This is a genomic window from uncultured Thiodictyon sp. (assembly GCF_903946935.1).
In the GTDB taxonomy this organism is placed as follows: Bacteria; Pseudomonadota; Gammaproteobacteria; order Chromatiales; family Chromatiaceae; genus Thiodictyon.
This window is the reverse complement of record NZ_CAJAXH010000017.1, coordinates 107,556-133,580: the sequence shown is the minus strand read 5'-3', so window position 1 is coordinate 133,580 and position 26,025 is coordinate 107,556. Positions and strand designations below refer to the sequence as shown.

At 65.3% G+C, this 26,025-nt stretch carries 25 protein-coding genes, 1 tRNA gene and 1 pseudogene; 15 read left to right on the top strand and 12 right to left on the bottom strand.

Going from position 1 to position 26,025, the window contains the following annotated elements:
• The first annotated feature begins 670 nt into the window (after nt 1-670).
• Together QZX93_RS02345 and QZX93_RS02340 are read left to right on the top strand one after the other, a co-directional pair.
• Entirely contained in the window at nt 671-1,132 is a 462-nt protein-coding gene (locus QZX93_RS02345; RefSeq protein ID WP_295388940.1) for a DUF29 domain-containing protein, read from the top strand.
• Between the two features lie 426 nt (nt 1,133-1,558).
• Nucleotides 1,559-1,915 (top strand): NifU family protein, encoded by a 357-nt coding sequence (locus tag QZX93_RS02340; protein WP_295388939.1) that lies wholly within the window; start codon nt 1,559-1,561, stop codon nt 1,913-1,915.
• Nucleotides 1,916-2,246: 331 nt separating this feature from the next.
• On the opposite strand, the gene QZX93_RS02335 is transcribed toward QZX93_RS02340, so the two are convergent.
• The 4 genes and pseudogenes from QZX93_RS02335 to QZX93_RS02320 all read right to left on the bottom strand — a co-directional run bounded on the left by QZX93_RS02335 (nt 2,247) and on the right by QZX93_RS02320 (nt 6,195).
• Entirely contained in the window at nt 2,247-2,696 is a 450-nt protein-coding gene (locus QZX93_RS02335) for a GNAT family N-acetyltransferase (protein ID WP_295388938.1), read from the bottom strand.
• Nucleotides 2,693-3,291 (bottom strand): annotated as a pseudogene (locus QZX93_RS02330) (PhnD/SsuA/transferrin family substrate-binding protein). The gene QZX93_RS02335 and the pseudogene QZX93_RS02330 overlap by 4 nt, the downstream one beginning before the upstream one ends.
• A 137-nt stretch (nt 3,292-3,428) precedes the next feature.
• Nucleotides 3,429-3,731: a hypothetical protein gene (locus tag QZX93_RS02325; RefSeq protein ID WP_295388937.1), complete on the bottom strand. Its 303-nt coding sequence runs from the start codon at nt 3,729-3,731 to the stop codon at nt 3,429-3,431.
• A 70-nt stretch (nt 3,732-3,801) separates the two neighbouring features.
• Nucleotides 3,802-6,195 (bottom strand): DNA internalization-related competence protein ComEC/Rec2, encoded by a 2,394-nt coding sequence (locus tag QZX93_RS02320; protein ID WP_295388936.1) that lies wholly within the window; start codon nt 6,193-6,195, stop codon nt 3,802-3,804.
• Between the two features lie 1,257 nt (nt 6,196-7,452).
• Between QZX93_RS02320 and QZX93_RS02315 the strand changes: the two genes are divergently transcribed.
• Nucleotides 7,453-8,793 carry a tetratricopeptide repeat protein gene (locus QZX93_RS02315; RefSeq protein WP_295388935.1) on the top strand — a complete coding sequence of 447 codons (1,341 nt, stop codon included), beginning with the start codon at nt 7,453-7,455 and terminating at the stop codon, nt 8,791-8,793.
• Between the two features lie 40 nt (nt 8,794-8,833).
• Here the strand turns inward: QZX93_RS02315 and QZX93_RS02310 are convergent, their stop codons facing one another.
• A complete protein-coding gene (locus tag QZX93_RS02310; protein WP_295388934.1) occupies nt 8,834-9,541 on the bottom strand; it encodes an ATP-binding cassette domain-containing protein in 708 nt (235 codons plus the stop codon).
• A gap of 128 nt (nt 9,542-9,669) precedes the next feature.
• Nucleotides 9,670-10,488: a CbiX/SirB N-terminal domain-containing protein gene (locus tag QZX93_RS02305; RefSeq protein WP_295388933.1), complete on the bottom strand. Its 819-nt coding sequence runs from the start codon at nt 10,486-10,488 to the stop codon at nt 9,670-9,672.
• A 276-nt stretch (nt 10,489-10,764) separates the two neighbouring features.
• On the opposite strand from QZX93_RS02305, the gene QZX93_RS02300 reads away from it, so the two are divergent.
• The 3 genes from QZX93_RS02300 to QZX93_RS02290 all read left to right on the top strand — a co-directional run bounded on the left by QZX93_RS02300 (nt 10,765) and on the right by QZX93_RS02290 (nt 12,445).
• A complete protein-coding gene (locus QZX93_RS02300) occupies nt 10,765-11,550 on the top strand; it encodes an ATP-binding protein (protein ID WP_295388932.1) in 786 nt (261 codons plus the stop codon).
• 57 nt (nt 11,551-11,607) lie between these two features.
• The gene (locus tag QZX93_RS02295) at nt 11,608-11,787 is read left to right on the top strand and encodes a hypothetical protein (protein ID WP_295388931.1); all 180 of its coding nucleotides are present in this window, start codon (nt 11,608-11,610) and stop codon (nt 11,785-11,787) included.
• 67 nt (nt 11,788-11,854) lie between these two features.
• Nucleotides 11,855-12,445, top strand: coding sequence for a response regulator transcription factor (locus tag QZX93_RS02290; RefSeq protein WP_366759530.1), 591 nt, complete (start codon nt 11,855-11,857; stop codon nt 12,443-12,445).
• Here the strand turns inward: QZX93_RS02290 and QZX93_RS02285 are convergent.
• Both QZX93_RS02285 and grxC read right to left on the bottom strand, forming a co-directional pair.
• Entirely contained in the window at nt 12,417-12,824 is a 408-nt protein-coding gene (locus tag QZX93_RS02285; protein WP_295388930.1) for an RNA-binding S4 domain-containing protein, read from the bottom strand. The genes QZX93_RS02290 and QZX93_RS02285 overlap by 29 nt on opposite strands.
• Complete coding sequence (grxC, locus tag QZX93_RS02280; RefSeq protein ID WP_295388929.1) at nt 12,821-13,075, bottom strand: glutaredoxin 3; 255 nt, start codon at nt 13,073-13,075, stop codon at nt 12,821-12,823. The genes QZX93_RS02285 and grxC overlap by 4 nt, the downstream gene beginning before the upstream one ends.
• A 268-nt stretch (nt 13,076-13,343) precedes the next feature.
• Between grxC and pepN the strand changes: the two genes are divergently transcribed.
• Nucleotides 13,344-16,001, top strand: coding sequence for an aminopeptidase N (pepN, locus tag QZX93_RS02275; protein ID WP_295388928.1), 2,658 nt, complete (start codon nt 13,344-13,346; stop codon nt 15,999-16,001).
• A gap of 277 nt (nt 16,002-16,278) precedes the next feature.
• Here pepN and QZX93_RS02270 read toward each other — a convergent pair whose 3' ends face one another.
• The 4 genes from QZX93_RS02270 to smpB form a co-directional block, all read right to left on the bottom strand.
• Nucleotides 16,279-16,716: a phosphate-starvation-inducible PsiE family protein gene (locus QZX93_RS02270; RefSeq protein ID WP_295388946.1), complete on the bottom strand. Its 438-nt coding sequence runs from the start codon at nt 16,714-16,716 to the stop codon at nt 16,279-16,281.
• Between the two features lie 27 nt (nt 16,717-16,743).
• On the bottom strand, nt 16,744-17,265 hold the full coding sequence (locus tag QZX93_RS02265) for an acyl-CoA thioesterase (RefSeq protein ID WP_295388927.1): 522 nt from the start codon (nt 17,263-17,265) through the stop codon (nt 16,744-16,746).
• Between the two features lie 263 nt (nt 17,266-17,528).
• A complete protein-coding gene (gene uvrD, locus QZX93_RS02260) occupies nt 17,529-19,709 on the bottom strand; it encodes a DNA helicase II (protein WP_295388926.1) in 2,181 nt (726 codons plus the stop codon).
• A gap of 531 nt (nt 19,710-20,240) precedes the next feature.
• A complete protein-coding gene (gene smpB / locus QZX93_RS02255) occupies nt 20,241-20,717 on the bottom strand; it encodes an SsrA-binding protein SmpB (RefSeq protein WP_295388925.1) in 477 nt (158 codons plus the stop codon).
• A gap of 84 nt (nt 20,718-20,801) precedes the next feature.
• On the opposite strand from smpB, the gene tpiA reads away from it, so the two are divergent.
• The 8 genes from tpiA (at nt 20,802) to QZX93_RS02215 (ending at nt 26,025) form a co-directional block, all read left to right on the top strand.
• Entirely contained in the window at nt 20,802-21,569 is a 768-nt protein-coding gene (gene tpiA / locus QZX93_RS02250) for a triose-phosphate isomerase (protein WP_295388924.1), read from the top strand.
• Nucleotides 21,570-21,612: 43 nt separating this feature from the next.
• Nucleotides 21,613-22,404 (top strand): preprotein translocase subunit SecG, encoded by a 792-nt coding sequence (gene secG, locus QZX93_RS02245; protein ID WP_295388923.1) that lies wholly within the window; start codon nt 21,613-21,615, stop codon nt 22,402-22,404.
• Between the two features lie 22 nt (nt 22,405-22,426).
• Nucleotides 22,427-22,511: transfer RNA gene (locus QZX93_RS02240), tRNA-Leu, on the top strand.
• A 175-nt stretch (nt 22,512-22,686) separates the two neighbouring features.
• Nucleotides 22,687-23,043: an NADH-quinone oxidoreductase subunit A gene (locus QZX93_RS02235; protein ID WP_295388922.1), complete on the top strand. Its 357-nt coding sequence runs from the start codon at nt 22,687-22,689 to the stop codon at nt 23,041-23,043.
• The gene (locus tag QZX93_RS02230; RefSeq protein WP_295388921.1) at nt 23,034-23,519 is read left to right on the top strand and encodes an NADH-quinone oxidoreductase subunit B family protein; all 486 of its coding nucleotides are present in this window, start codon (nt 23,034-23,036) and stop codon (nt 23,517-23,519) included. Before QZX93_RS02235 ends, QZX93_RS02230 begins: the two co-directional genes overlap by 10 nt.
• A 16-nt stretch (nt 23,520-23,535) precedes the next feature.
• The gene (locus tag QZX93_RS02225) at nt 23,536-24,246 is read left to right on the top strand and encodes an NADH-quinone oxidoreductase subunit C (RefSeq protein ID WP_295388920.1); all 711 of its coding nucleotides are present in this window, start codon (nt 23,536-23,538) and stop codon (nt 24,244-24,246) included.
• Nucleotides 24,239-25,498, top strand: coding sequence for an NADH-quinone oxidoreductase subunit D (locus QZX93_RS02220; RefSeq protein ID WP_295388919.1), 1,260 nt, complete (start codon nt 24,239-24,241; stop codon nt 25,496-25,498). Before QZX93_RS02225 ends, QZX93_RS02220 begins: the two co-directional genes overlap by 8 nt.
• On the top strand, nt 25,498-26,025 hold the full coding sequence (locus tag QZX93_RS02215) for an NAD(P)H-dependent oxidoreductase subunit E (protein WP_295388918.1): 528 nt from the start codon (nt 25,498-25,500) through the stop codon (nt 26,023-26,025). Before QZX93_RS02220 ends, QZX93_RS02215 begins: the two co-directional genes overlap by 1 nt.

The window sequence follows — 26,025 nt, the reverse complement described above, 5'->3', positions numbered from 1 at the left end:
GTTGACGCTCGCGATCGGTTACGAGGACAGGCGCAGGACGAAGCAAGGGCATCGAAAAAACCAGAGTAGATCACGAAGTTTGCATCTTACAACGCGCTCTTCAGAAACGGTATTAGGATTTTCATCCTGCGGTACTAGGCGGATCGGCGGCAACCGTTTCTTTTCGAATCAAGGATTCCTTTTCGGGCTCGATTGCGGCTTCTGTAAAGGGCGGTGTGGGTGGGCGAGCAGGACTAGCTGGTTCGCCCGGGGAAGGGGGTTCAGGGGGGGCGGAAGGAGAAGCAAGAGGTCTTTGTCTTCCGGACCATCGTCACGGCGTAAACGGGGATAGCGGTAAGGCGTCAACTGAAGGAAAACAAGGACAGACGGGTGTTGACGGCAGAATTCTGGTTGACCTCCCCAGCGTAATCACTGAGACGATTGGCGAGTACAAGTATGAGTCACGTTAACCCGGGGACCCAGGGTCAGGTTTGGGTTACAGGGGCAGGTCTTGCAATCAATCATACCCAACTAGAGAGTGATGTGGGGCAGACCACGTTTAATTACTAAATGGCGCTATGGAGAGTGCGAAGGAATTAGATGTGGTGGAGCAAGGGGCAGTACCTATATTGAAAGCGCAGGCGCATTTCTTGCCGCGAACGAGTCGATAACATTAACGATAGGCGCGAATATGATTGAAAGATCTGTAGCGGGTCTATACGAGCATGACTTTCACGCTTGGGCGAACGAACAGGCTGGTCTCTTGCGAGCCGGGAAACTGGCTGCGGTCGATCGTGCCCACGTCGCCGAGGAGATCGAGAGTATGGGCCGCGGTGAACGACGAGAACTCGTTAACCGCTTGGTCGTGTTACTGCTGCATCTACTAAAATGGCGTTTCCAGGCAGAGCGTCAGGGGAACTCTTGGCGGCTGACGATCAAGGAGCAGCGAATCCTTTTGAGGTCGCACCTTGAAGACAATCCAAGCCTGAAATCGCAGATTAATTGGGCGATCACCCAAGCCTATCAGTTGGCGTTAATTGAGGCGGAGCGTGAAACCGGTCTGCCCGAGTCAACGTTCCCGGTCATCTGCCCGTTTAGATTTGATCAAATGCTCGACAATGGCTTTTGGCCTGAAGCGGCGGGATCGGATTAGCGAGCGAGAATGGTGGATTATCCTGCCGACCAGATCAAGGCAGAGCTGGCAGGCTTCGATTGAAAAGGCCGGTTATTGTTCTGATGCGGGTCCATTTCGCACCGCCCATCGGCACTCCCGGCGCAGAGCGCCTGACACAGGCGTGACACCGCTGGAGCGGTGTCACGAGAATGGGGGTGCGGCGGCTGGGATCATGATCGAGGCCCGTGAACGCTTTGGTACATCGAGCGCAGATATCTGTTCGGGAATGAACGGGGGTCCTTGATCATCAATCCGGTCACTGGGAGCGCCGCACCCCAGTGCGGCGCAATCTCGCAAGTGGCCGCGGCGTCGCGTTCTGGGGATGGGGCTGGCCGCACTGGGGTGCGGCGCTCCCAGGTTCTCCCAGGCGCTATTGGCACTGTTATTGTATATCAGTGGAGCCCGGTGACCTTCCGCCACTGCATCGCACCTGATGATGCAGCACTCTCCAATGGAGAGACGACAGCGCTTGATCAACCCGCATCCGCGCTTTCCCGCGCCAGCGCCCTTGGGATCGCCGTCACCCTCGATACGGAACAATTGGAACTGATCGGCGCCATCATCCAGGCGGCACGGCCCGCAATCCAGCAGGATGGCGGCGATATTGAGCTGGTGGCGATCACCGGCGATGTGGTGCGCGTGCGTCTCACCGGTGCCTGCGCCCACTGCGCCTTGGCGGGTCAGACGCTGGGCGGCATCCGGCGGCAGATCGTCGGCAAGCTCGGGGTGCCGTTGCGGGTCTTGCCGGCACCGCTCGATTAGGCGATTTGACCCAGTCGATCGGCGTGACCAGGCGACGTGGTCGTCGTCCCGGCCAATGGAGGTCGAGCCTTACCGTGAAAGTCGCCGTAAGCCGATGTCTGTGAAGTAGATTTCACGCGAAAACCACGAGAGGGCGCAGGAGCGCCCCGTTAGCCTGAAAGACTTTCATGGTCAGGGGTGGCAGGCCCCCCTTCCATGGCCGTTAGCCGGTCGGGCATGCATACACCACGGGTTTCCAAAGGATATGTCAGGAGCCGCCACCGGCTAACGCCTCGACCTCCTGTTACGAAGTGACCGCCGCTGGCCGCAGCGATGATCACGGCCCAGTGCGCTACTCGAGCGGCCGGTATCGCAACGGAATCATCGGCGAGCGTGTGAATCCGGCACGCTCATAAAAGCGCAGCGCGCCCCCGTTGGTCGCATCGGTCAGGAGTGTCAGGCGCGCACACCCGCGTTGCGTGGCATGGGTCATCGCGGCATGCAGTAGCTGCTCGCCCAAGCCCTGTCCGCGCGCTTCGGAGTGCATGATCATGTCTTCCAGGAGTCCGACCTTGCACCCCAGAAACGTGCTCACGGTATAAAGGATATTCACCATCCCGATCACCCGCCCATCCCGCTCGCCGACGATGATTTCGCCCTTGGAGGCATCCTCCAGGATCAGCGTGAGACCGGCCTCCTGGCGTTCGCGATCAGGTGCGAATTCGGCTTCCTGGCTGAATAGAATGGCGAGCAGTTCGCACAGGGCCGGAACGTCACGCGTCGTGGCGAGGCGCGTGTTCATGGTGTGGCCCTGGCCGCCACGCGCGGTGGCGTGACTGCCCCCGCGGTCACACCATGCAGCGGTGTCACCTGCGCATCGCCGGTGTAGTGGCCCAGGGATCGGGGGTCCAGGCGCGCCTGGAGTAGGTGCTCCATCCAGTGGCGGACCCGATCGACATCCGCGTCGACGGCCGGGATGAACGCCTCCGCGCGATAGGCGCGCAGGACAGCCGGGTCGCGCAGCCCGATGTAGGCCTGCCGGATGGACTCGCGCAGGTCCACTGACCGGCCGCTGCGGAAGATCCAGGGATACTCAGGGATCGGGCGGGACTCGGCGAGGATGCGCACCGCACCCCGCGCGATGCTGCCCTCGCCCAACAGGCGCTGGGGATCGGCAGCGACAGCCCGCCCGCCGTCACGGTTCGCCGAGCCACTGCCGCCGCCACCGTGCCGTGTGCGCCCAGGGCGCGCCGCACATAGTCGCGCTCCAGCGTGAGCCCGGCCTCCAGCAGCATGTGGCGGGGTACCCGGGAGCCGGAGGTGGAGGCGCTGTCGCGCAGTGCGATCTCCCCGCCGCGGAGATCCGCCAGTGACTGCGCCGGGCTGTCGGCCGGCACGGTGACCGCCGCCCTCGAGGGCCCTGATCATTATTCCGGCCAGGCTGCGACGGGTTGCCGCGAGAACAGGTCTAGCCGGAGCGATGACCAAGGCCCGCGAACAGCGCCGCGCCGCGGTATAGGGTTGGCGGCGGCGACTAAGGCGGGCCGAACAGGGCCTCGGCGGCGCGGCGTGCGGCCTCCGCATCGGGGTTTGCGCCGGCCGCCACGGGGTGGGGATTGGGCTCCAAATATTCGCAGAAGTTGGACCTGAGCTTGTCGATCACGCGCTCCACCAGCGGTTCCCGGCACTCGTTGGGGCGCCCTGGGGCATAGAAGCGGCAGTTGCGGCAGCAATGGGTCGGCTTATCGCAGCCGGGGCAGGGGGACTCCCGCCCCAGGTCGAGCCGGGTCAGCCCCTGACCGCAGTTCCAACAATACCCGCGAATCTCTTCGCCCATGATCGTCTCCGGTGATTGGCCTTGCGGCAATCATCGCGCATTGGTCCCTGCGGCGGCAAACTGGGGGGCGCTAAGGCGCCGTGCCGCCATGGGTCCACAGCCGATGCGCCTGCTCGCGCCAGACGAGGGGACCCGTGAGTGACCCGTCGGCGCCCAGCCGCCACTCGATGGCGCCGCTGGCCCCGGTGTCGCGACTGGGGATGCCGAGCGCCGCGACCCGCGCGCGCACCTGCGGGGCCGGCAGGCCGAAGTGGTTGGCATAGCCGGCGGCATAGAGCACCCAGGCGGGGGCGACCGCCGCCAGGAAGGGGGCGCCGGTCGCGGTCGCGCTGCCGTGGTGACCGGCCACCAGCACATCGCTCTTGAGGTCCCCGCCAAGTCGTTCGACCAGGACCGCTTCCTGCCGCCGGCTCAGATCCCCGGTGAGCAGGATGGACCGCCCGCCGGTCGTCACTCGCAGGACGCAGGAGGCGTCGTTGCCGGTCAACATGGCGGCCCCAGCGGTTGGCGCTTTGGGGTGCAGTACCTCGAAACGCACCCCGGACCAGGTCCAGCCGTCCCCCGCCCGGCAGGGCAGCGTTCCCGGCAGGGCCAAACGCTCGGGCTCGCCGCTCAAGATACGCCCCACCGGCAGGCGCGCCATCAGACCCGCCGCACCGCCGATGTGGTCGCGGTCGGCGTGGCTCAACATCAGCACATCCACCCGCGACACCCCAGCCGCGGTAAGGAAAGGGGCGATGACGGCGGTCCCGACATTGAAACCGCTGTCGAAACCCGGGCCAGTGTCGAAGACCAGGGTCCCGTCCTGGGTCCGCAGCACGGCCGACAACCCCTGCCCGACATCGAGCAAGGTAAACCACAGTTCCCCCGGCCCCGGTGTGGGCGGGCGCACCAGGACCAACGGCAGCAGCAGCGGCAGACCCAGCCAGCGCGCCGGCAGCCCGCGGGGTGCCAGCAGCAGGGTCACGCCCAGGAAGGCGCAGGGCCACACCCAGAATGGCCCTAGCGGCAGCGACACCGTCGCCCAGGGAAAGGCGGCCACCCAGGCCAGGCCCTCCAGGCAGCGGTTGAGTAGTTGCGCGGTGAGTCTCAGGGGCAGGGTGAGCCCCGGCACCAGACTCAGTAGCGCCGCACCCAGGACCAGCGGGAACAGGATCAGGGTGAATAGCGGCTCGGCGACCAGATTGACCGCCGGTGCAATGGCCGAGGCCCGCCCGAACAGGAGCAGCAGAAGCGGCAGCAACCCCACCGCCACCGCCCACTGCGCCCGTCCCCAACGGCTCCAGAGGTCGCGGCTCGGCAGCCGCTGCCCCAGGTTGAAGAGCAGCACGGCTACCGCGGCGAAGGACAGCCAGAACCCGAAGGAGATGGCTGAGCGCGGGTCCCAGAGCAGGACCCCGGTGAGTGCCAGGATCAGCGCGTGCCAGTGTCGGGGAGTGCGCTCCCACACCAGCACCGCGAATACCACCGCGGCCATGATCAGTGCGCGCTGGGTCGATACCGAGAAGCCGGCGAGTGCGGCGTAGGCGAACGCCCCGAGGAAGCCACCGACCGCCGCCGCCCGCGGGGCGGCCAGGGTCAGGGTGAGCCGCGGGCTGCGCGACCAGAGTGTGCGGATCAGGAAGAAGGCGACGGTGGCAATCAGCCCCAGGTTGAGCCCCGAGATGGCCACCAGGTGACTGGTGCCGGTGCGGATCATGGCCTCCCAATCCGCGCGCTCGAACCCGGACTGATCGCCGGTGACCAGGGCCTGCACCAGCGGCAGCGAGCGCACCGGCCCGAGCACTGCGGCCAGGTGGTCGTTGAAGGCCTGGCGGGCGCGGGTGAGCCAATAGCCGTCGGGACCGGCATCGAGCCGTTGCGCGACCGCGCCCTTGCCGACCGAGCCGGTGGCCTTGATGCCCTGCTCGAAGAGCCAGCGCTCATAGTCGAAGCCGCCCAGGTTGGCATAGCCGTGACGCGGTTTGAGACGCACCGGCAGGCGCCAGCGCTCACCGGCGTTGAGCCGCGGCGCCCCCGCGTACCAGTTGAGCCGCACCCGGCCGGTGAAGGGCAGCGGTCCGCCCGCGGCGTCCGCGCGCTCGACCTCGAACACGAAGCGCTTGGCCCGGCTCGGCCCCTGCCCCAGGTCGGTCGGCAGTGAGGCGATACGCCCCTCGATCGTCAGCGGCACTCGTGCCAACTCATCCGGGAAGGGGTTGGCGAGTTGGAGTGTGGTGTGGACCTGCGCATACAGGGCGCCCACCAGCAGCGCGGCCAGCGGTCGGCAGATCGCCGGTCGCCTGAACCAGGCCAGGATGAGCGCAGGCACGGCGGAGAGTGCCATCGTCCAAGGCGGCGGCAACTGCGGCAGCAGATAAAAACCGCAAATCCCGAGCGCAAAGGCCAGGCCCAGGGGGGCGAGCGCCGCGCCCGATCCCGCCGGGATGCCCTGCCTGCCAGACCGCGCACTCGACTGTTCCATACCTCGGATGACCAGATGCAGAAATGGCTGAGGCGGATGATGCCCGATTCTGCCGAAAAAGGGCGAGCCTAATCGTCCCCCCCCGGGCGCGCGTAGTTTAGCGCCGCGCATCCAACTGCATCGGGCGCCGCTTCCGGTTATTCTTTGCCGGTCCGATCGACCGTGCTTGTTCCCTCAGGAGACCCGCGATGCCCTACAGTCCGCCCAGCCACCCGCTGGAAGTGCTGCAAAAACTCAACCTGGACGAGGCGTTCGGCCCTGACGACCCGCGCTTTGTCGATACCGACGAGGCACGCGGCGGGGTCGGCACCCAGCGGAATCTGGCGCGCAAGTTCGGTCTCGATCTGGAGCTGGACCTCTTCTTCCCAACCCAGAAGCGGCATGTGTTGCTGTTCGGCCCCATCGGCAGCGGCAAGTCCACCGAACTGCTGCGCCTCGACGATACCCTGAGGCAGGGCAAACGCCTGCGGCCCATCTTGCTCAATGTGCGCAGTGAGATCGACATCAACAACCTGCAATATGCAGACGTGCTGATGGCCATGGCCATGGCGGTGGTCCGGGAGCTGAAGGACCAGGGGCTGGACATCCCCGCGGCCAAGCTCAAGGCGCTTGAGCAGTGGTTCACCGAGCATGTCCGCACGGATGACACGATCAACGAGCTGATGGCATCGATCACCAACGAGGCCGGCGCTGAGTTGAGCATTCCCTTCCTGGCCAAGTTGACGGCCCGGCTGACCACCGCGTTCAAGACCTCCTCGGTCTACAAGGACTCGTTGCGCGAGGTGGTGAAAAAGACCTTTACCCAGTTCGCCGATGCCTTCAATGCCCTGGTCGTGGCCGCCGAGGAGACCCTGGCGGAGCGCGGCGTGGCCGAGCGGCTGTTGCTCATCGCCGATGGCACCGACAAGATCCCCCTGGAAAACGCCGAGCGACTGTTCATTCACGAATCGGAGCAATTGCTGGCGATTGAGGCCCTCGTCCTCTACACCGCACCCATCACCCTGAAATATGGCGGCACCAGAAGCTCGCCGCCGATTTCCGCTATTGGCTCCAGCCCGAGGACTACACGCTGCTCGCGCAAGTGGATGCCAACCGCGGTGCCCATGTCGGCAACGACGAGCGTACCCGCAATCTGCTCTGGCGCCTGGCCCTGCTGCACTACAACGATGGTTCCTGGCGCGCCACCCACCCGGCGGTGCGGCGGCTGGAGGGCTATCAGCAGGCGTTGCGCGCACTGCCACCATCGCCGGCCAACCCATGACCGCCCCGCCCGCGGGCGACCCGTTCCAGTTCGACTACCGGCGACACCTGGCCGCCCAGGACCTGCTGCCGCAACACCAGGAGGATTTCCAGCGTCTGGTCAAGCTGCTGTGCCATGCCCCACGCTTCCAACTGCTGTTCGCCCGGATCGCCGATGAAACCTATCGCCGCCTGCTGATCGACAAGCTGCAAGACCTGCTGGTGGCCGCCGGCCGGCCGATCCAGACGGCCGATCTCTCCGATGAGCAGCGATTTCCGGACTTCGACGCGCTGGAGACCTGGCTTGCGACCGCCGGACAAGGGCAGGCGGTGATCCATCTGGTGAACACCGGTCGCTGGCTGCAAGGGCCGCGGGTGGAGTCATTAAACGTGCGGCGTGATGCCTTGGCGGAAAAGCTCGACGCTACCCTGCTGTGGTGGCTATCCCCCGACACGCTGGAGCGGGTGGCGCGGGAGGCCCCGGACGCCTGGTCTTGGCGGGGTGGGGTCTTTGATGTCATTGCCGAGGTGTCGGGCCCTGGCGAGGGTCTCCGCATCCGGCCCCGAACCCCAGTGGAGGCCGGCCCCCTGACCCTAGCCCAACGCAGTCGACGCCTCGCCGTGTTGCACGAGCAATTGGATGGGGTAGGGTCGGCGGCGATCCCGAACGACCTCCGCTTGAATCTGCTGCTAGAACAGGCGCATCTCTATCGATCCCTCGGTCAGTGGGACTTGGCGGATCAGACACTCCGGCAGCAGGCCCTGCCGCTGGCGGAGCGCTTGGGCGACGTGCGCGCGAAGGCGATAACGCAGGGTAGGATCGCCGACATCTTGGATGCGCGCGGGGAGTTGGACGAGGCGCTACGCATCCGTACCGAGGAACAACTGCCGGTTTTCGAGCGCCTCGGCGACCTGGGCGCGAAGGCGTGGGCGCAGGGCCAAATCGCCGACATCCTGCGGGCCCGCGGGGAACTGGACGAGGCGCTGGCCTTGCACGCCCAGCGGTTACCTATCGCACAGCAGATGAGCGACATCGACAGCATCGCCCATATCAGGTTCTCGATGTCCAGGCTGCGACTCCAGCGCGGCGACCATCAAACCGGCGGGCTCCAGCAAATCTATGAGGACTTGGCCGAGTCCTTCGGCATCCTGCTGAAACTGGGCCGGCCCGATCGCATCGGTGCCGTCGGTCAACTGCTCGCCCAGGTGACGGTGCTGCGCGGCCAGCGGGAGGAGGCATTGGCGGTCCTCGATACCGCCGAACAGGCGTTCGCCAAGATCGGCCGGACCGCTGGCGTGGAGCAGGTACGAGCGCTGCGCGCGACGATCGTCGGCGGAGCGGGCGCGCCGATTGCGTAGGGTGTTTTGTCCGGCGTCGTCATCGGCCTGCCGCCGGTCGCTACCCCGCAAACCGCGATCCAAACCCGTCTGCCAGCGGCGCCGCCGGCACTTCGCGCAGCCCACGGGTGCGCACCCGGGCGTGTTCGTGGGTGGCGAGGATCACGCTGGTGCCCAGGCGCTCGACGAGGCTCAGGAAGAGGTCCATCACCTCGTCGCCCAGGCGCGGGTCCAGTGCGGAGGTGGGCTCGTCCGCCAGCACCAGGCGCGGCCGGTGGGCCAGTGCCCGGGCGATGGAGGCGCGCTGGTATTGGCCGACCGAGAGTTGCGCGGGCCGCTGGCCCAGCAGGTGGCCGATTTGGAGCTGTGCGACGATGGCGTCCAGATCCGGGTCGCGCTCGGGCAGTCGTAGCAGGCGGCGGTTGATGCCGATGTTGCCGGCGACGCTCAGATAGGGCAGCAGCCCCCCGGTCTGGAGCACGAAACCGATGGTCGCGGCGCGCAGCCGCGCGAGGTCGCGGTGACGGCCGCGTCGCCAGAGGTCGGCGATGTCCGTTGGTGTATCGCCGACGCCTAACTGAAAGCGCCCGCCGTGCTGCGGCCGCGCCACGAGCCCCAGCAGTTCCAGTGCGGTGCTCTTGCCGCAGCCGCTCTCCCCGGTGAGGGCGACGATCTCCCCGGTGTCCAAGGTCAATGACTCGATCGCCACCCGGAAGGTCTGGTCGCCGCTGCCGCGGGTGTAGCTCAGGTCGGCGCAGTCGAGCAGCATTGGGGGTCGCTCAGGGCAGGTCCTGGCGTGGGTCCTCTAGGGCCTGACGCGGATCGTCGGGAAAGTTCTGATCGTGGTCCATGGCTGGATGGTAAACCAGATTCGGGGTGATGGGGGCGCCACGGCCGTTACCGCGCCGTCATTCGCTGCGCCAGGATCTCGATGAGCGCCGGGTGGGTGCCCACCACGGGGGTCGGGTAGACCCGGAAGCCGGGGACCGCGGATTCGACTCGAGCGCAGATGGCGGCGATGTCGCCGCCCGGCCCGGCATGGCGGCCGGGGGAGAGGAAGAGCAGGGGGAGGAGGACGGGGGAGGCGGGGTCCGCGGCGGCCAGACGGTGCAGGACGGTCTCCAACCGCTCGCCATTGAAGTCATAGTCACTGCCGGGGCGCCGCTCCATCACGGCCTCGTGCAGTTGGGTGTCGGCGCCGAGTCGGCCACGCAGTTGCTCGGCCAGCCACTGTCGCACGGCGCTGACCTGGGGTAGCGGTGAGCCGTGGTCGACCAGGACCAGACGCCGCAGGTGGCACGCCTGCGCGGCCGCGGTGGCTTGCAGATGGTCGAACAGGATGTCCACCAGCCGCGGCTCCCCGTCCGGCAGGGGACAAAGCTCGCGGGCGCAGTGCAGCCGCAAGGGGCCGTACTCGCGCGTGAGTTCGGCGGTGAGGGTGGGGATGAATTGGGTGAGTGCGCGGCTGGGTCCGAACCAGAGTGGTACCAGCAGGAAGTCGCGCCGGCCTGCCGCCAGGGCCGCGCGCAGCCAGGGTTCGAGGGTGTCCGCGCGCTGCCCGCCTAAGGCGTCTGCCGGCACCGCATCGGCGTGCAGGAGCGAGACCGGGTACACCGGGCGGTCACTGTGCTCCCCCAGTGACCGGGCCAGGGCGCGCAGTGCCAGGGTGGACTGCGCTCGGGTGGAGCCGTTGTCGATCAGTAGCGTTTCGGGCATAGGGTGCGCGGGGCGGGGGCAGATGGTGCAGAAGTGGCCGCCATCGGTGGGAAAAACAATGGCTCGACCGGGCCGGGGCCGCATCGTGCCCCCGCGATAAAATTAAGTGACTGCCTGCCCCCCAGGCGTTCTAATATGCCTCATCGGATGGAGTGCCGTCGCTGCCTTGGCGGTGTGCTGCGACCAGGCCGAGCCGATGGTCGAGGGCAACTTGATTCCAGGTCCTCCGGGTTTGCTAAGCCGGTCCCCCGGGTTTGCTTAAGGAGATGTTGCGCCGTGAACTGCGATCTTGACTCCCCCCGGCCGCCGCTCGACGATGATTCGGTCAGCGCCCGCCTGGTCAGTCTCCAGGCGAGCCTGGGATTGGCCCATCGACGCATGCGCGAACTGGCCGCGGAACTGCGCCTGGCGGAGGAGCGGGAGCGTCGACGTTTGGCGGATCGGCTACACGACAACACCATCCAGCAGTTGGTCCTGGCGCGGATGCTGGTTGGGGCTGGGGCCGCCGCCGCGGGGGCGTCGCAGTCCAAGCCGGACCGGTTGGGCCAGGTGCGCGTCCTGCTTGACACCTCACTGGCCCAGTTGCGGAGCCTGGTGTTCGAGTTGAGTCCGCCCGTCCTCTACCAGGGGGGGTTGGTCCCGGCGCTGCAATGGTTGGCGGGCGACCTCAGCGAGCGCTGGCCGGTGCGCTTTGCGTGTCGTCTGGAGGGTGAGATGCCGCCGGTCCCCGACGACCTCAAGGTGACCCTCTTCCAGGCCGCCCGGGAACTCATGATCAACGTCTGTAAGCACGCGCGGGCCAATCAGGCGCAGGTGCTGGTGCAGGTTGCGCCGCCCGCCGCCCGCCTGGTGGTGAGCGACGACGGGATCGGGATCGATCCGGCGCTGATGCGGGGGCCTTGCCCGGGGGTGACGGGCGGCGGTTTCGGGCTGTTCAGCCTGCGTTCGCGCATTGAATTGATCGGCGGCCAGTTTAGCCTGGGCGTGCGCCCAGGCGGTGGGACCGAGGCGAGTCTGTGGGTTCCGCTGGCGGAGGCGTCCGCGGCAACTGCCAGGCAATGACGCGCCGGCGCAAGCGGGTGCGTATTACAACCAGTGACGGTGAGTAGGATGGGACCGATGGCGATACGGGTGGTGCTGGCGGATGATCATCTGATGGTGAGTGAGGCCTTGGCCGGAATGCTGTGCGCCGAGGCCGATCTGGAGGTGGTCGGGGTGGCGGTCGACGGCCGTGAGGCATTGGCTCAGGTCCAGGCGCTACGCCCGGACGTCCTGATCCTAGCAGGCTGTCGGACTTAGTGATGCAACCGATTGAATGCAAAGAGTTTCCTCTTTTGCGCCAAAAAGTCGTTTTCCTGTTTAATCAATCGGTTACGCCATCAAGTCCGACAGGCTGCTAGACCTGCGAATGCCGCATCTCAACGGTATCGAGGTCGCGATGCGCCTGCGCAAGGTGGCACCGGCGTGTCGGGTGCTGGCCCTGTCGGCCCTGGGGGATGAATGCTTCGTCAAACAGATGGTGGAGGCGGGGGCCAAGGGCTATGTGGTCAAGAGCGAGTCACTGACCACGCTGCTGCTGGCCGTGCGCCAGATTCATGCGGGCGGGACCTGGCTGCCTGTGGCTTCCCCCCCGACCCGGCCGGGGCGTACCCTGTTCTCGCGCCGGGAGCGCGAAGTGTTGGCCTACCTGGCCGCCGGGCAACGCGGCAGCCAGATCGCGGAACAGCTCGGGGTGGGGATCAAGACGGTCGATACGTATCGTCGGCGCATGATCGCCAAGCTGGGCCTCCAGTCCCAATGCGAGCTGGTGCGCTATGCCGTTGCCTTGGGGGTCACCACACGGTGTACGGACGTCGTACCACGCAGCGATGGCGGCGGGGCGCCCGTGGTCCCGCCGCCGTTCAACGCGCCGTCCCCGGGGGCTGGTCTCAGCGCTCGCTCCCCTGCGCCAGGTTGAGGCGTTCGAACTGCCGCCGGTCGCGCTTGGTGGGCCGTCCGCCGCCATGGTCCTGGGGGCCGGCCTCGCGCTGGCGACGCAGTTGTTCCTCGCGCCGGGTGCGGCTCGATTCGTCCTCCAGATACAGTTGCGCCGCCTCGACGGCCGGGCGGCGTTGCTGGCTCACCCCCAGCACCTGCACCTCCCAGGCGAGCGACTCCTTGTGGATGGTGAGGCGCATGCCCGGGCGGACCTCCCGGCCCGGTTTGGCGCGGCACCCGTTCACCTGTACCTTGCCGCCGTTGATGGCCTCGACCGCCAGGTGGCGGGTCTTGAAGAAGCGCGCGGCCCACAACCACTTGTCCAGGCGGATCGCGTCGATCGGTGCTGTAGCGTTCATCGGCCGAGCAGCGGGTCGAGTTCGCCGCACGAGTCGAGCTCGGCCAGGTCGGAGTAGCCGCCGACGTGCCGGTCGCCGATAAAGATCTGGGGTACGGTGTGGCGACGGCTGCGCTCGAACATCTGCTGTTGCTGCGCCGGGTCGTGGTCCACCGGGATCTCGGTATACTCGATCCCCTTGCGTTGGAGTAACTTGCGGGCGCGGGTGCAGTAGCTGCAGGGTGTTTTGGTGTAGATCTGGACTTCGGGCATCGTCGTGCTCTGGTGCTTGGTGTTACCGTGAAAGTCGCGCCGGGAGCGCGCTCCAATTCTCCCTCCCCCCCTCGGGGGGAGGGCGGGGTGGGGGGCGCCCGCCACGTTTATCTTGTGGGGTGGTGCAGGTGCCATGGCCGTTCCCGGGGCGGTGGTCCGGGCGCTGTTGATCAGAATGGAAGGTTACGCGGCCTTGCTCATCGTTGCGGCCATGGGCATACAATTGTCAATCCGCAGGGGTTCCCTGCCATCGCCCACCGAGAGCAGCATGTACCGAGACGCCCCGCACCCGATCCGGCTGGAGGACTATCGCCCGCCCGAGTTCCTGATCGACCGGGTGGATCTCAACTTCGACCTGGACCCGGACCTCACCCGGGTGGCGGCGAGCCTCCAGGTCCGCCGCAACCCGGCCGCGACCCGTGGCGACGGCAGTCTGACCCTGCACGGGGAGCAACTGGAACTGGACGGGGTCAGCATCGACGGCTACCCACTGACCCCCGGCGAGTATCGGCTGGATGCCGAGTCGCTGACCCTGTTGCGGGTGCCGGACAGCTTCCTGCTCCAGACCTGGGTCCACATCCACCCGGCCGGCAACACGGCCCTGGAGGGACTTTACCAGTCCGGCGGGATGTTGTGTACCCAGTGCGAGGCGGAAGGCTTCCGCCGCATCACCTATTTTCTCGACCGGCCGGACGTGATGGCCCGTTACGCCGTGACCCTGGTGGCGGATCGGGCGCGCTTCCCGGTGCTGCTGTCCAACGGCAATCCAGTGCAGTCGCTGGACCTGGGGGATGGCCGCCATCAGGCCCGGTGGGAGGACCCCTTCCCCAAGCCGAGCTATCTGTTCGCACTCATCGCCGGGGACCTGGGGCTGGTCGAGGACAATTACACCACCGCCTCCGGGCGTGCCGTGGGTCTGCGGATCTATGTCGAGCCACACAATCTGGACCAGTGCGGGCACGCCATGGCGTCGCTCAAGCAGGCCATGCGTTGGGACGAGGAGCGTTTCGGGCGCGAATACGACCTGGACCTCTACATGATCGTAGCGGTCAGCCATTTTAATATGGGGGCCATGGAGAACAAGGGGCTCAATGTCTTCAACGACAAATATGTCCTGGCACGCCCAGACACCGCGACCGATCAGGACTTTGCCGGGATCGAGGGGGTCATTGCACACGAGTATTTCCACAACTGGACCGGCAACCGCATCACCTGCCGGGACTGGTTTCAGTTGAGCCTGAAGGAGGGGTTCACGGTCTACCGCGACCAGGAATTCTCGGCCGCGATGGGTGCGCCTGCCGTCAAGCGTATCCATGACGTGCGCGGACTGCGTGCCCACCAGTTTGCTGAGGACGCGGGGCCGCTGGCCCACCCGGTGCGGCCCACGACCTATATCGAGATCAATAACTTCTATACCTCGACTGTGTACGAAAAGGGCGCCGAGGTGGTGCGGATGCAGGCCAATCTGCTGGGTCCGGCGCTGTTCCGGCAGGCCACCGACCTCTATTTTGCGCGCCATGACGGCGCCGCGGTGACCACCGACGACTTCGTGACCTGTATGGAGGCGGCGAGCGGCCGGGACCTCACCCAGTTCCGCCGCTGGTATGAGCAGGCGGGGACCCCCGAATTGTGGGTGAAGGCTGAGTATGACGGGGCGGATGGCAGCTATCGGCTGAACGTCCGCCAATTCACGCCGGCGACCCCGGGTCAGCCGCAGAAGCGGCCGCTGCATCTGCCGCTGGCCATTGGTCTGTTGGATGCGGGCGGGCAGGACATGGCGCTACGCCTGAGCGATGAGGGGGGCGATGTGTGTGAGGCTGGGGCGGCGGCCGGCACCCGGGTGCTGGAGGTCCGCGCCGCGGTGGAGCAGTTTCGCTTCGTCGGGCTCACCGAGCGGCCGGTGCCCTCGCTGTTACGGGGCTTCTCGGCCCCGGTCAAGTTGCACTTCGATTATAGCGATCAGGACCTGGAGTTCCTGATGGCCCGGGACACGGACGGTTTCGCGCGCTGGGACGCCGCCCAGACCCTGATGCAGCGCGTCCTGCTGCGGTTGGTGGCAGACCCCGGGAGGACGGTGCCGGACGCCTTCTGCGGGGCCTGCCGACTCGCCCTGCTGGATACCGACAGCGCCCCGGCGTTGCGCGCCGAGGTCTTGATCCTGCCCGGTGAGTCGTATCTGGCGGATCAGATGGCGGTGGTCGACGTGGACGGCATCCACCGCGCCCGGGAGTTCTTGCGCCGTCGCATCGGTGAGGATCTGCGTGACGAATTGATGGCTGTCTATGCGGCGCAGGCGGAGACCGGCCCCTATGCCTTCACCCCGGCGGGAACCGGCCGTCGGGCGCTGAAGGGCCTGGCCCTGGCGTATCTGATGGCGGGCGGGGGTGAGGATGCGCTCGAGCGGTGCCGTGAGCAGTTTGCCGCTGCCCACAACATGACCGACGTGATGGTCGCCCTGCGGCTGCTGGTCGATCGCGGCGGCCCCGCGGGTGAGGAGGCCCTGGCTGAGTTCTACCGCCGCTGGTCTGCCGAGCCCTTAGTCATCGACAAATGGTTCAGCATCCAGGCCACCAGTATCCGTGCGGAGACCCTGGAGCGGGTGTTTCACCTAATGGACCACCCGGACTTTTCGCTGCGCAATCCCAATCGGGTGCGCAGCCTCATCGGCGCCTTCTGCACCGGTAACCCAGTGCGTTTCCATGCCGCGGACGGTGCCGGTTATCGCTTTCTCGCCGACCGCGTACTGGAGCTCGATCCGCTGAATCCGCAGATTGCCTCGCGGCTGCTCAAGTCGATGATCCGCTGGCGCCGCTTCGATCAGGGTCGCCAGGAACTGATGCGTGCTCAACTCGCGCGCGTACTGGACGCGGCGGCCCTGTCCAAGGACGCCTATGAGGTGGCGTCCAAGGCGTTGGAAGGCAGTTGAGTCAGTCGTCAGGCACCGTCAGGCATCCAGTGCCGTGAGTACCGTCAGTCGTCAGGCACCGTCAGGCATCCAGTGCCGTGAGTACCAGTTGCCCTGGAAACAGCAATTGTCACGCCAAGGCGCCAAGCTCGCCAAGTGTTTCAGTGCGTTATCACCGCGTTGGGCCAGTGACGGGGCGAGTAATCTGGATAGTGGATCGCCCCTATTTTCTTGGCGAGCTTGGCGCCTTGGCGTAAGCAATTCCTGGTTTTAGGGTTATCAGAGCCGGGGTGCGGCCCTAATGCGCCTTGTCATCCCTGGCCGGCGCGTTCTCGCAGTGCTCAGTGGCGTCGCTGGTGTAGCGTTGACTGAAGCGGATGACAAGAATCGCGAGGCTCACCAGCAGGATGGCGCCCCCCTCGAACAGCAGATTCTCCAGGTCGATATCCTTACCTTGCAGCACGATCAGCCGTGACAGGGCGGTCACGGCGATGAACATAGGATAGGTAAAGGGTACACTGTGGCGGATGAAATAGATGTTCGCCATCGCCATGATTTCGAGGAAGATGAAGATCATCAGTACATCTTCCAGCCGCACTTGGTGATTGGTGAAGACCGCAGATACCAGTTGCCCGATGGCCAGCAGGGCGAGTCCGCCAACCAGAAGCAGGACGGCTTTCTCGACATAGCGGAAGAGGGTGGACAGGTAGCGGTCGAGCCGTTGTTCGTTGGTCAGCATGGGCGTTTATCCGCGGAGACGTTTTCATTGTTGCGGTGGCACGTCGGTCGCGTTGGCCGCCGCCTTGTGCATCTGGCGTATTTCATTGTGACGCCTTTCGATCTCGCGCCGGAAATCGCGCCGCAGGGCCGCGGTTTCGTAACGCCGGCGTTCATTCGGCGTCTCGATCTGGAGCGGTGGGACCGGCACCGGCTGGCCCTCTTCATCGACCGCGACCATCGTGAAATAGCAGGTCATGGCATGGCGCTGGGTCTTGTGAATGATATCCTCGGTCGTCACCCGGATCCCGATCTCCATGGAGGTAGTGCCGGTGTAGTTCACGGATGCCTGGAAGGTCAACAATTCACCCACCCGCACCGGCTGACGAAAGAAGACCTGATCCACGGACAGCGTGACCACATAATGATTGCAATAGCGCGAGGCACAGGCATAGGCCGCCTGATCGAGTAGGCGCAGTGTGGCCCCGCCGTGGACGTGGCCCGAGAAATTGGCCATGTCCGGAGTCATCAGCAGGGTCATGCTGAGTGTCTTGTGCTGCTTTTCCATGATGCGTTTCGCCTCTCTCGTGCTTCCCGCGCCCTTAAGCCCCGAAGGGGCGCAATATACCAGCCCAGGGCAACGCACTGGTATAGCATCGTGTCATCGGCCTAGCCCTGAAAGGGCGTGACATAACGGCGCAGTGCCTGATGTCACGCCCTTTCAGGGCTGGACTCCCTATATGCCTCATACCCAGGGCGTTGCCCTGGGCTGGTATGTTCGACCCCGTTGGGGTCGGTACGCAACATAGGGTGGAGCCGGGTCCGAGTCGATCACCCCGCCGACTCCAACCTCGCATACGCCAACACCAGCCACTTGGCGCCCGCCTCCTTGAAGTTGATCTGGATGCGCGCCTGGGGTCCGTGCCCCTCGCTGTTCAACACGACACCCTCCCCGAACTTGGGGTGCGTGACCCGTTGACCAAGGTGGAACCCGCCGGCATCGCCACTCATGGAGCCAGTCGCGAAGGGCGCCGACGCCCGGGCGCCCGCCGCCGGGTAGGAGACCCCGCGTGCGCGCACCTCCTCCATCAGTTCGGGCGGGACCTCGCGCAGGAAGCGGGAGGGTGCTTGGTCGGACGTCTTGCCATAGAGCCGCCGGGACTCGGCGTGGGTCACATAGAGTCGATGCATGGCACGGGTCATGCCGACATAGCAGAGCCGGCGCTCCTCCTCCAGCCGCGCCGGGTCCTCCGCGGACATGCTGTGGGGGAATAGCCCTTCCTCCAGGCCGACCAGAAAGACGTTGGGGAACTCCAGTCCCTTGGCGCTGTGCAGGGTCATGAGCTGGACGGCATCGGTAAAGGCGTCGGCCTGGGCCTCGCCGGCCTCCAGCGCGGCATGGGCCAGGAAGGCGCCCAAGGGGTCGGCCTCCTCGTCCTCGATCTCCTGACGGAAGCGACCGGCGGTTTCCGCGAACTGTGCCAGGTTCTCGATCCGCTCCTCGCCCTTACCGTCCTTGGCCTTGCGGTAGAAGTCCGCGAGTTGTGCGGCCTCGATGACATGGGTGGCCATCTCGGCCAGGTCCAGGCCCTGGGTGGCGGTGTTACATTCCCGAATCAGATCGACGAAACGCACGAGCGCCGTGGTGCCGCGGGGGCCCAGGGTGCCGGCGCTGATGACATCCAGCGCCGCCTGCCACAGCGAGACCGCGGACCCGCGCGCCTGTTCGCGCAGCAGGTCGATGGTCCGATCGCCGATGCCGCGGGTGGGGGTGTTGACGACCCGCTCAAAGGCGCCGTCGTCGTCCGGGTTATTCAGCAGGCGCAGATAGGCCAGGGTGTCGCGGACCTCCGCGCGCTCGAAGAAGCGCAGCCCGCCGTAGACCCGGAAGGGGACCTGGGCGTTCATCAGGGCCTCTTCAAATAGCCGGGACTGGGCAGTGGTGCGGTAGAGGATGGCGCACTCGGCGCGCCGGTAGCCCTCGTCGGTAGTGTATTTGCGGATGCGCTCCACCACGAAACGCGCCTCGTCCACCTCGTTGAAGGCGGCATAGCGGCGGATCGGCTCCCCTTCGCCGTCCTCGGTCCAGAGGTTCTTGCCGAGCCGGTGGGGGTTGCGGGCGATCAGTGCGTTGGCGGCCTTGAGGATGGTGCCGGTGGAGCGATAATTTTGCTCCAGGCGGACCAGTTGGCAACCGGGAAAGTCGCGCTCCAGCGACTGGATGTTCTCCACCCGCGCCCCGCGCCAGCCGTAGATCGACTGGTCGTCGTCGCCCACCGCGAACAGGTTGTCGTTGGTGCCGGCCAGGAGCCGTAACCAGGCATACTGGATGGCGTTGGTGTCCTGGAACTCGTCCACCAGGATGTGGTGGAAGCGCTCCCGGTAGTGGTGCAGGAGGTCCGCGCGGCTGCGCAGCAGTTCGTGTGCGCACAGCAGCAGGTCCGCGAAGTCCAGCGACCCGCCGCGCCGGCGCGCCGCCTCGTACTCGCGGTAGATGGCGACCATCTGGCTCCGATAGCGGTCGCCGGCGGCGTCCACATGGTCCGGGCGCAGCCCCTCGTCCTTCTGTTTGTTGATGAAGCTCTGGACCTGACGCGGCGGCCACTTGGCCTCGTCCAACTCCAGGGTCTTGAGCGCGCGGCGGATCAGCCGGAATTGGTCGTCGCCGTCGAGGATCTGGAAGTGCTGGGGCAGCCCCGCGTCCTGCCAGTGGGCGCGCAGAAAGCGGTGGGTGAGCCCGTGGAAGGTGCCCACCCACATGCCGCCCACGGGGTGGTCCAGCATCTCTTCGATGCGGGTGCGCATCTCGCGCGCCGCCTTGTTGGTGAAGGTGACTGCCAGCAGGGACCAGGGCGGCGCCTGCTCCACCTGGATCAGCCACGCGATGCGATGCACCAGCACCCGCGTCTTGCCGCTGCCGGCCCCGGCCAGCACCAGACGGGTACCCGCCGGGGCGCTGACCGCCTCGCGTTGGGCATCGTTTAAGGGATCGAGAATTTTTGAAACATCCATGGCCGCATTCTACGCGTCCGCGCGGGTCCCGCGCGCGGGCGCGCTGTTGACGGCTTGATGTCGGTTGCCTGGAAACCCGATCGCAACCGCAGTACAGTCTTTTGTCGCGAAAGAATCAGTTTTTTGCGGCGTTAACACCTGGATTCCGCTGCACTCCATCCAGGCTAACGGAAGCCGTTCCGCCGAATACTTGCCCAATCCCAGTGCGGCCAGTCTATCCGCAAGACGCAAGGCCATGATTGATTGCGAGATCGCTCCGCACTGGGGTGCGCTGCTCCCAGGCGCGGCGTCTCCTGGCGCGCATTAGAACCAGCGCAGTCAAACACTTGTATATCGTCCTGCGACGCGGCTTACCGTCCCTGGCCTGGATGCCGGCGTCCCGGCCGGCATGACGGAGTCCAGTCGCCGCCGCGGCGGAGGGGGCGAGCGAAAACCCCTTGGCGGCTTGGCGCCTTGGCGTGAGTCCCTTGGCTTTTCCCGGGGGCCGCCTGGCGACGGGCGACGCGCAAAAGAAGCCTTGGCGTGAGCCCCTCAGCCAGCCTTGAACAGCCGTCCCTTCTCGCGCTGCCAGTCCTTGTCCTTCTCGGCGGCACGTTTGTCGTGGAGCTTTTTGCCCTTGGCGAGGCCGATCTCGAGCTTGGCCCGGCCGTGTACCCAGTACATGGCGGTCGGCACCAGGGTGTAGCCGGCGCGCTCGGTCTCCCCGATCAGGCGGTTGATCTCGTGCCGCTTGAGCAGGAGCTTGCGGGTGCGGGTCGGGTCCGGGCTGACGTGGGTCGAGGCCGTCGGCAGCGGCGTCATGTGCGAGCCGATCAGGAAGGCCTCGGCGTGGAGGATCTTTACATACGACTCCTTGATCTGGATGTGCCCGGCGCGCAGGCTCTTGACCTCCCAGCCCTCCAGGACCAGTCCGGCCTCGATCCGCTGCTCGATGTGATAGTCATGCCCCGCCTTCCGGTTGAGTGCGATGGTGGAGCCGCCGTCCGACTTTTTCTTAGACTTGCTCATGGGGGGTAGTTTACGGCAAATTTTCGGTTGATTTCCAGGCCTGATCAAGATAAATTGCCGGGCTCAAATTTTGAGGAGATGCACATGCGCCAGCCACTGATTGCCGGTAACTGGAAAATGAACGGAACCAAGGCCAGCGTGGAGCGGCTGTTGGCCGGCGTCGTCGGCGGCGCAGGGTCGATCCAGCACAGCGAGATGGCGGTCTGCCCGCCGTTTCCGTTCCTGCAGATGGCCGAGCAGGCCCTGGCAGGCAGCCGTGTGCGCTTGGGCGCGCAAAATTGCGCCACCGAGACGCTCGGGGCCTTTACCGGCGAGGTCGCTGCGGCGATGCTGGCCGACTTCGGCTGCCGGTACGTGATTATCGGCCACTCCGAGCGTCGCGCGCTGTACGGCGAGGACGAGGCCATCATCGCGAAGAAGTTGGTCGCGGCCGTCGCCGTGGGTCTGACCCCGATTCTGTGCGTCGGTGAGACCTTGGAAGAGCGTGAGCGCGGTGACATGGAGGCCGTGATCGCCGCCCAGATCGACGGCATTATCGCGCTCTGCGGCATCGCTGCGTTCGGTGCCTGGGAGTTGGCCTATGAGCCGGTGTGGGCGATCGGCACCGGCAAGACCGCCACGCCCGCCCAGGCGCAGGAGGTTCATGCCTTCATCCGTGCCCGCCTGGCCGCTCAGGATGCGGTGGTGGCGCAGAAGATCCGTATCCTGTACGGTGGCAGCATGAAGGGCAGTAATGCCCCGGAGCTGTTGTCCCAGCCGGATATCGATGGCGGTCTGATCGGCGGGGCCGCCCTGAACGCCGATGAGTTCCTGGCAATTGCTAGGGCCGGTGACGCGGCGGCAAATACGTAGGTTCTTTTAAGCGACACAAGGACGAGACCGGACGAATGATTTCATGCATACTATCCTGACCGTCACCCAAGTCTTTTTATCCATCGCGCTGATCGCACTGGTGCTGATTCAGCATGGGCGTGGGGCTGATGCGGGTGCGGCGTTTGGCAGCGGGGCCTCGGCCACCGTGTTCGGCGCGCGTGGCTCCGGTTCCTTCCTGTCCCGCGCGACCGGCGTTATTGCTGCATTGTTCTTCCTCACCAGCATGGCAATGGCGTATTATGCGGCCAAGGGCGGCAAGCCGGTCGGGTTGATGGATGGCGCCAATGGAATGGCGGTGAAGGTGGAGACGCCGGCCAAGGTGCAGGTCCCGGCACCGGTGGCGCCGCAGCCGCCTTCTGCGGTATCATCCTCCGGAGTGCCGGCCGTACCCGGAGTGGTGGTTAAGTCGGGCGTTTCGGATGTGCCCGCGGTTCCTGGGGCGCTGGCTGTTGCGGCGCCGTCGGCGGATGTTCCGACCGCGGTGCCAATGGCTCCAGCGGCGGTAGCAGCGCCTCCAACGGTAGTTGCACCGGCGGCTCCAGCGGTCGTTGTACCAGCCACGCCAGCGGTGGTCGAGCCGGAGGTGGTACCGCCGGTGATTGAGCAGGTTAAGGTGCCGGTCAAGGAGCAGGCGATCGAGGTTCCGGCCTTGGCGCCAGCCCCGATAGCGGTCGTTGAGCCGGCGCAACCTGCGGCCGCGGTCGAAGAGGCGAAGCCGGTTGCCGTGGTCAGTCCGCCCGCAGCGGATAAACCGGTTGAGGTCGTGGCGCCGGCCACCCCGGTCGCCCCGCCGGTGCAGGCACCGGCAAATTGAGTTTTTGATTGACGAGTTTTTAGCCGACGTGGTGAAATTGGTAGACACGCTATCTTGAGGGGGTAGTGGCGCAAGCCGTGCCAGTTCGAGTCTGGCCGTCGGCACCATCAGTAAAGCGGCATGTCGCCTCTGCGACATGCCGCTTTTTTTTGCCGCCCGGATAGTTGACTGAAAAGTTTTCTATAAGGATCATTGGGCCGGTTGACTTGATGCGGGTTTGGGCTTTAGACTCATTACCAAGGAACCGTGACACTTTAGTAACGATTGCGGTCTGGAGGAACAGTGCTCAGCAACTATCTGCCCATCTTGATCTTCATCGTCGTCGGCGCCCTGGTGGGTGGCGGTGCGATGCTTGCTGGCGCCGTGCTCAGCACCCGTCGGCCAGATGCCGAGAAAGACTCACCTTACGAGTGCGGCTTTGTGGCGTTCGAAAGTGCGCGCGTGAAGTTCGATGTGCGTTATTACCTGGTGGCCATCCTGTTCATCCTCTTCGACCTGGAGATCGCCTTCCTGTTCCCCTGGGCGGTGGTGCTCCCGGATTTGGGTGTCTATGGTTTCTGGGCGATGTTCGTGTTCCTGTCGGTGCTGGTGGTCGGTTTCATCTACGAGTGGAAGAAGGGGGCCTTGGAATGGGAATAGAGGGTGTCCTCGAACAGGGCTTCGTCACCACCACGGCCGACAAGCTCATCAATTGGGCGCGGACCGGTTCGCTGTGGCCCATGACCTTCGGTCTGGCCTGTTGCGCGGTTGAGATGATGCATGCCGGGGCGGCCCGCTACGACCTGGATCGCTTCGGTATCATCTTTCGTCCCAGCCCGCGCCAGTCCGACGTGATGATTGTCGCCGGCACCCTGGTCAACAAGATGGCCCCGGCCCTGCGTAAGGTCTATGACCAGATGGCCGAGCCGCGATGGGTGATCTCCATGGGTTCCTGCGCCAATGGTGGCGGCTATTACCACTATTCGTATTCGGTGGTGCGGGGCTGCGACCGTATCGTCCCAGTCGATGTCTATGTGCCCGGCTGTCCGCCGACTGCCGAGGCCTTGCTGTACGGGATCCTGCAGTTGCAGAATAAGATCCGCCGCACCAATACCATCGCCCGCCAACCCGTTTAGATAGTAACCAGGACCCATGGCAACAGAATCACTGACCGGTGACACCAGACTTGCCGGGCTCGAACAGGCCCTCGCGAGACACCTGGCGCAGCACGGTTGCGAAATCCTGAGCGCCCCCGGCGAGGTCACCCTGGTGGTGCCTGCCGCGCAGTTGCTCCCCGTCTGCCTGACGCTGCGCGACCATGCGGACTTGCACTTCGAGCAGTTGATCGATTGCTGTGGGGTGGATTATGCGGCCTACGGCCAGACCGAGTGGGACACCCAGGCGGGGGCCGGCGTCGGCTTCGGTCGCGCGGTGGATCGCGACCTGAACCTCACGCTGGATGGACCTGAGCGTTTCGCGGTGGTTTATCACCTGCTGTCATTGGCGCACAACCGACGGTTGCGCGTGCGGGTTTATGCCGGCGGCGCGGCGCCCATGGTGGATTCGGTGATCTCGGTGTGGGCGACGGCCAATTGGTTTGAGCGCGAGGCGTTCGACCTCTTCGGAATACTGTTCCGCGGTCACCCGGACCTGCGCCGCATCCTCACCGACTATGGCTTCGTCGGCCACCCGTTTCGCAAAGACTTTCCACTCTCGGGCCAGGTGGAGATGCGCTACGACGCGACTCAAGGGCGCGTGGTCTATGTCGCTGTCACCGTCGAGCCGCGCGTCCTGGTGCCAAAGGTGATTCGGGATGACAGCCGTTATGCGGGGCGTGAATCCGGAGTGACGAAACATGCCTGAGATCCGCAATTTCACACTGAATTTCGGTCCCCAGCATCCGTCCGCTCACGGTGTGCTGCGGTTGGTGCTGGAATTGGACGGCGAGGTGATCGAGCGCGCCGACCCCCATATCGGTCTGCTGCATCGCGGCACCGAGAAGCTGGCCGAGACCAAGCCCTATAACCAGAGCATCGGTTACATGGATCGCTTGGACTATGTCACCATGATGTGCAGTGAGCACGGTTATGTGCGTGCCATCGAGAAGCTCTTGGGGATCGAGGCGCCGGAACGCGCCCAGTACATTCGCACCCTGTTCGACGAAATCACCCGCATCCTCAACCATCTGATGTGGCTCGGCGCCCATGCGCTGGATATCGGTGCCATGTCGGTCTTCCTGTATTGCTTTCGCGAGCGCGAAGACCTGATGGATTGTTATGAGGCGGTCTCCGGCGCCCGCCTGCACGCCACCTATTATCGCCCAGGCGGCGTCTACCGGGACCTGCCGGGGGTGATGCCGCAGTACCAGACGAGCGCCACCCCCTGGCACAGCGCCAAGGAGATGACGGCCCGCAACGCCGCCCGCCAGGGGTCCTTGCTCGATTTTATCGCCGACTTCACCGAGCGCTTCCCCGCGCTGGTGGACGAATACGAGACGCTGCTGACCGACAACCGTATCTGGAAGCAGCGCACCGTGGGCATTGGTGTGGTCTCACCCGAGCGGGCACTGCAATTGGGCTTCACCGGTCCGATGCTGCGCGGCTCCGGGATCGAGTGGGACCTGCGCAAGAAGCAGCCCTATGCCGCCTACTCCAAAGTCGACTTCGATATTCCGGTCGGCGTCAATGGGGACTGTTATGATCGTTATCTGGTGCGGATGGAAGAGATGCGCCAGTCCAATTATATTATGCGCCAATGCGTAGAGTGGCTGCGCCACCACCCGGGGCCGGTGGCGGTGGACGATCGCAAGGTCATGCCGCCGTCCAGGCTCGCGATGAAAGAGGACATGGAGGCCCTGATCCACCACTTTAAGCTCTTTACCGAGGGCTATGGTACGCCGGCCGGCGAGGTGTATGCGGCGGTCGAGGCGCCTAAGGGTGAGTTTGGCTGTTATATCATCTCCGACGGCGCCAACAAGCCCTATCGGCTCAAGGTCCGCGCCCCCGGCTTTCCGCACCTGGCTGCACTCGATGAGATGAGCCGGGGTCACATGCTGGCGGACGTGGTGGCCATCATCGGGACGCTGGACATCGTATTTGGGGAGATCGACCGCTAATGAGCTTCCGTGACGCCCCGCTGGCCGTGATCCACGACCGGGACCGCGCAACCCTGTTTAACGCCGAGATCCGCGCAGCGATCGATGCGCACCTCGCCAAGTACCCGTCGGAGTGGAAACAATCGGCGGTGATGCCGGCCCTCACGATTGTCCAGGACGATAACGGCGGCTGGTTGACTCGGGAGCTCATGGACGACGTGGCGGCCTATCTCGATCTGCCCGAGGTGGCGGTCTATGAGGTCGCCAGCTTCTATGGCATGTACGATCTCAAACCGACCGCCAAGCATAAGGTCTGCATCTGCAACAGCATCTCGTGCATGCTCAATGGTTCCGAAGACCTGATTCACCATGTCGAGCACAAGTACCAGGTCAAACCCGGTGAGACCACGGCTGACGGGCGCTTTACCTTCAAAGAGGTTGAGTGTCTGGGGGCCTGCCGGGATGCGCCGGTGGTGTTGATCGGCAAGACCTTTCACGAGAAGCTGTCGGCGGCGTCCCTGGATACCCTGATCGAGGGACTTGAGTAA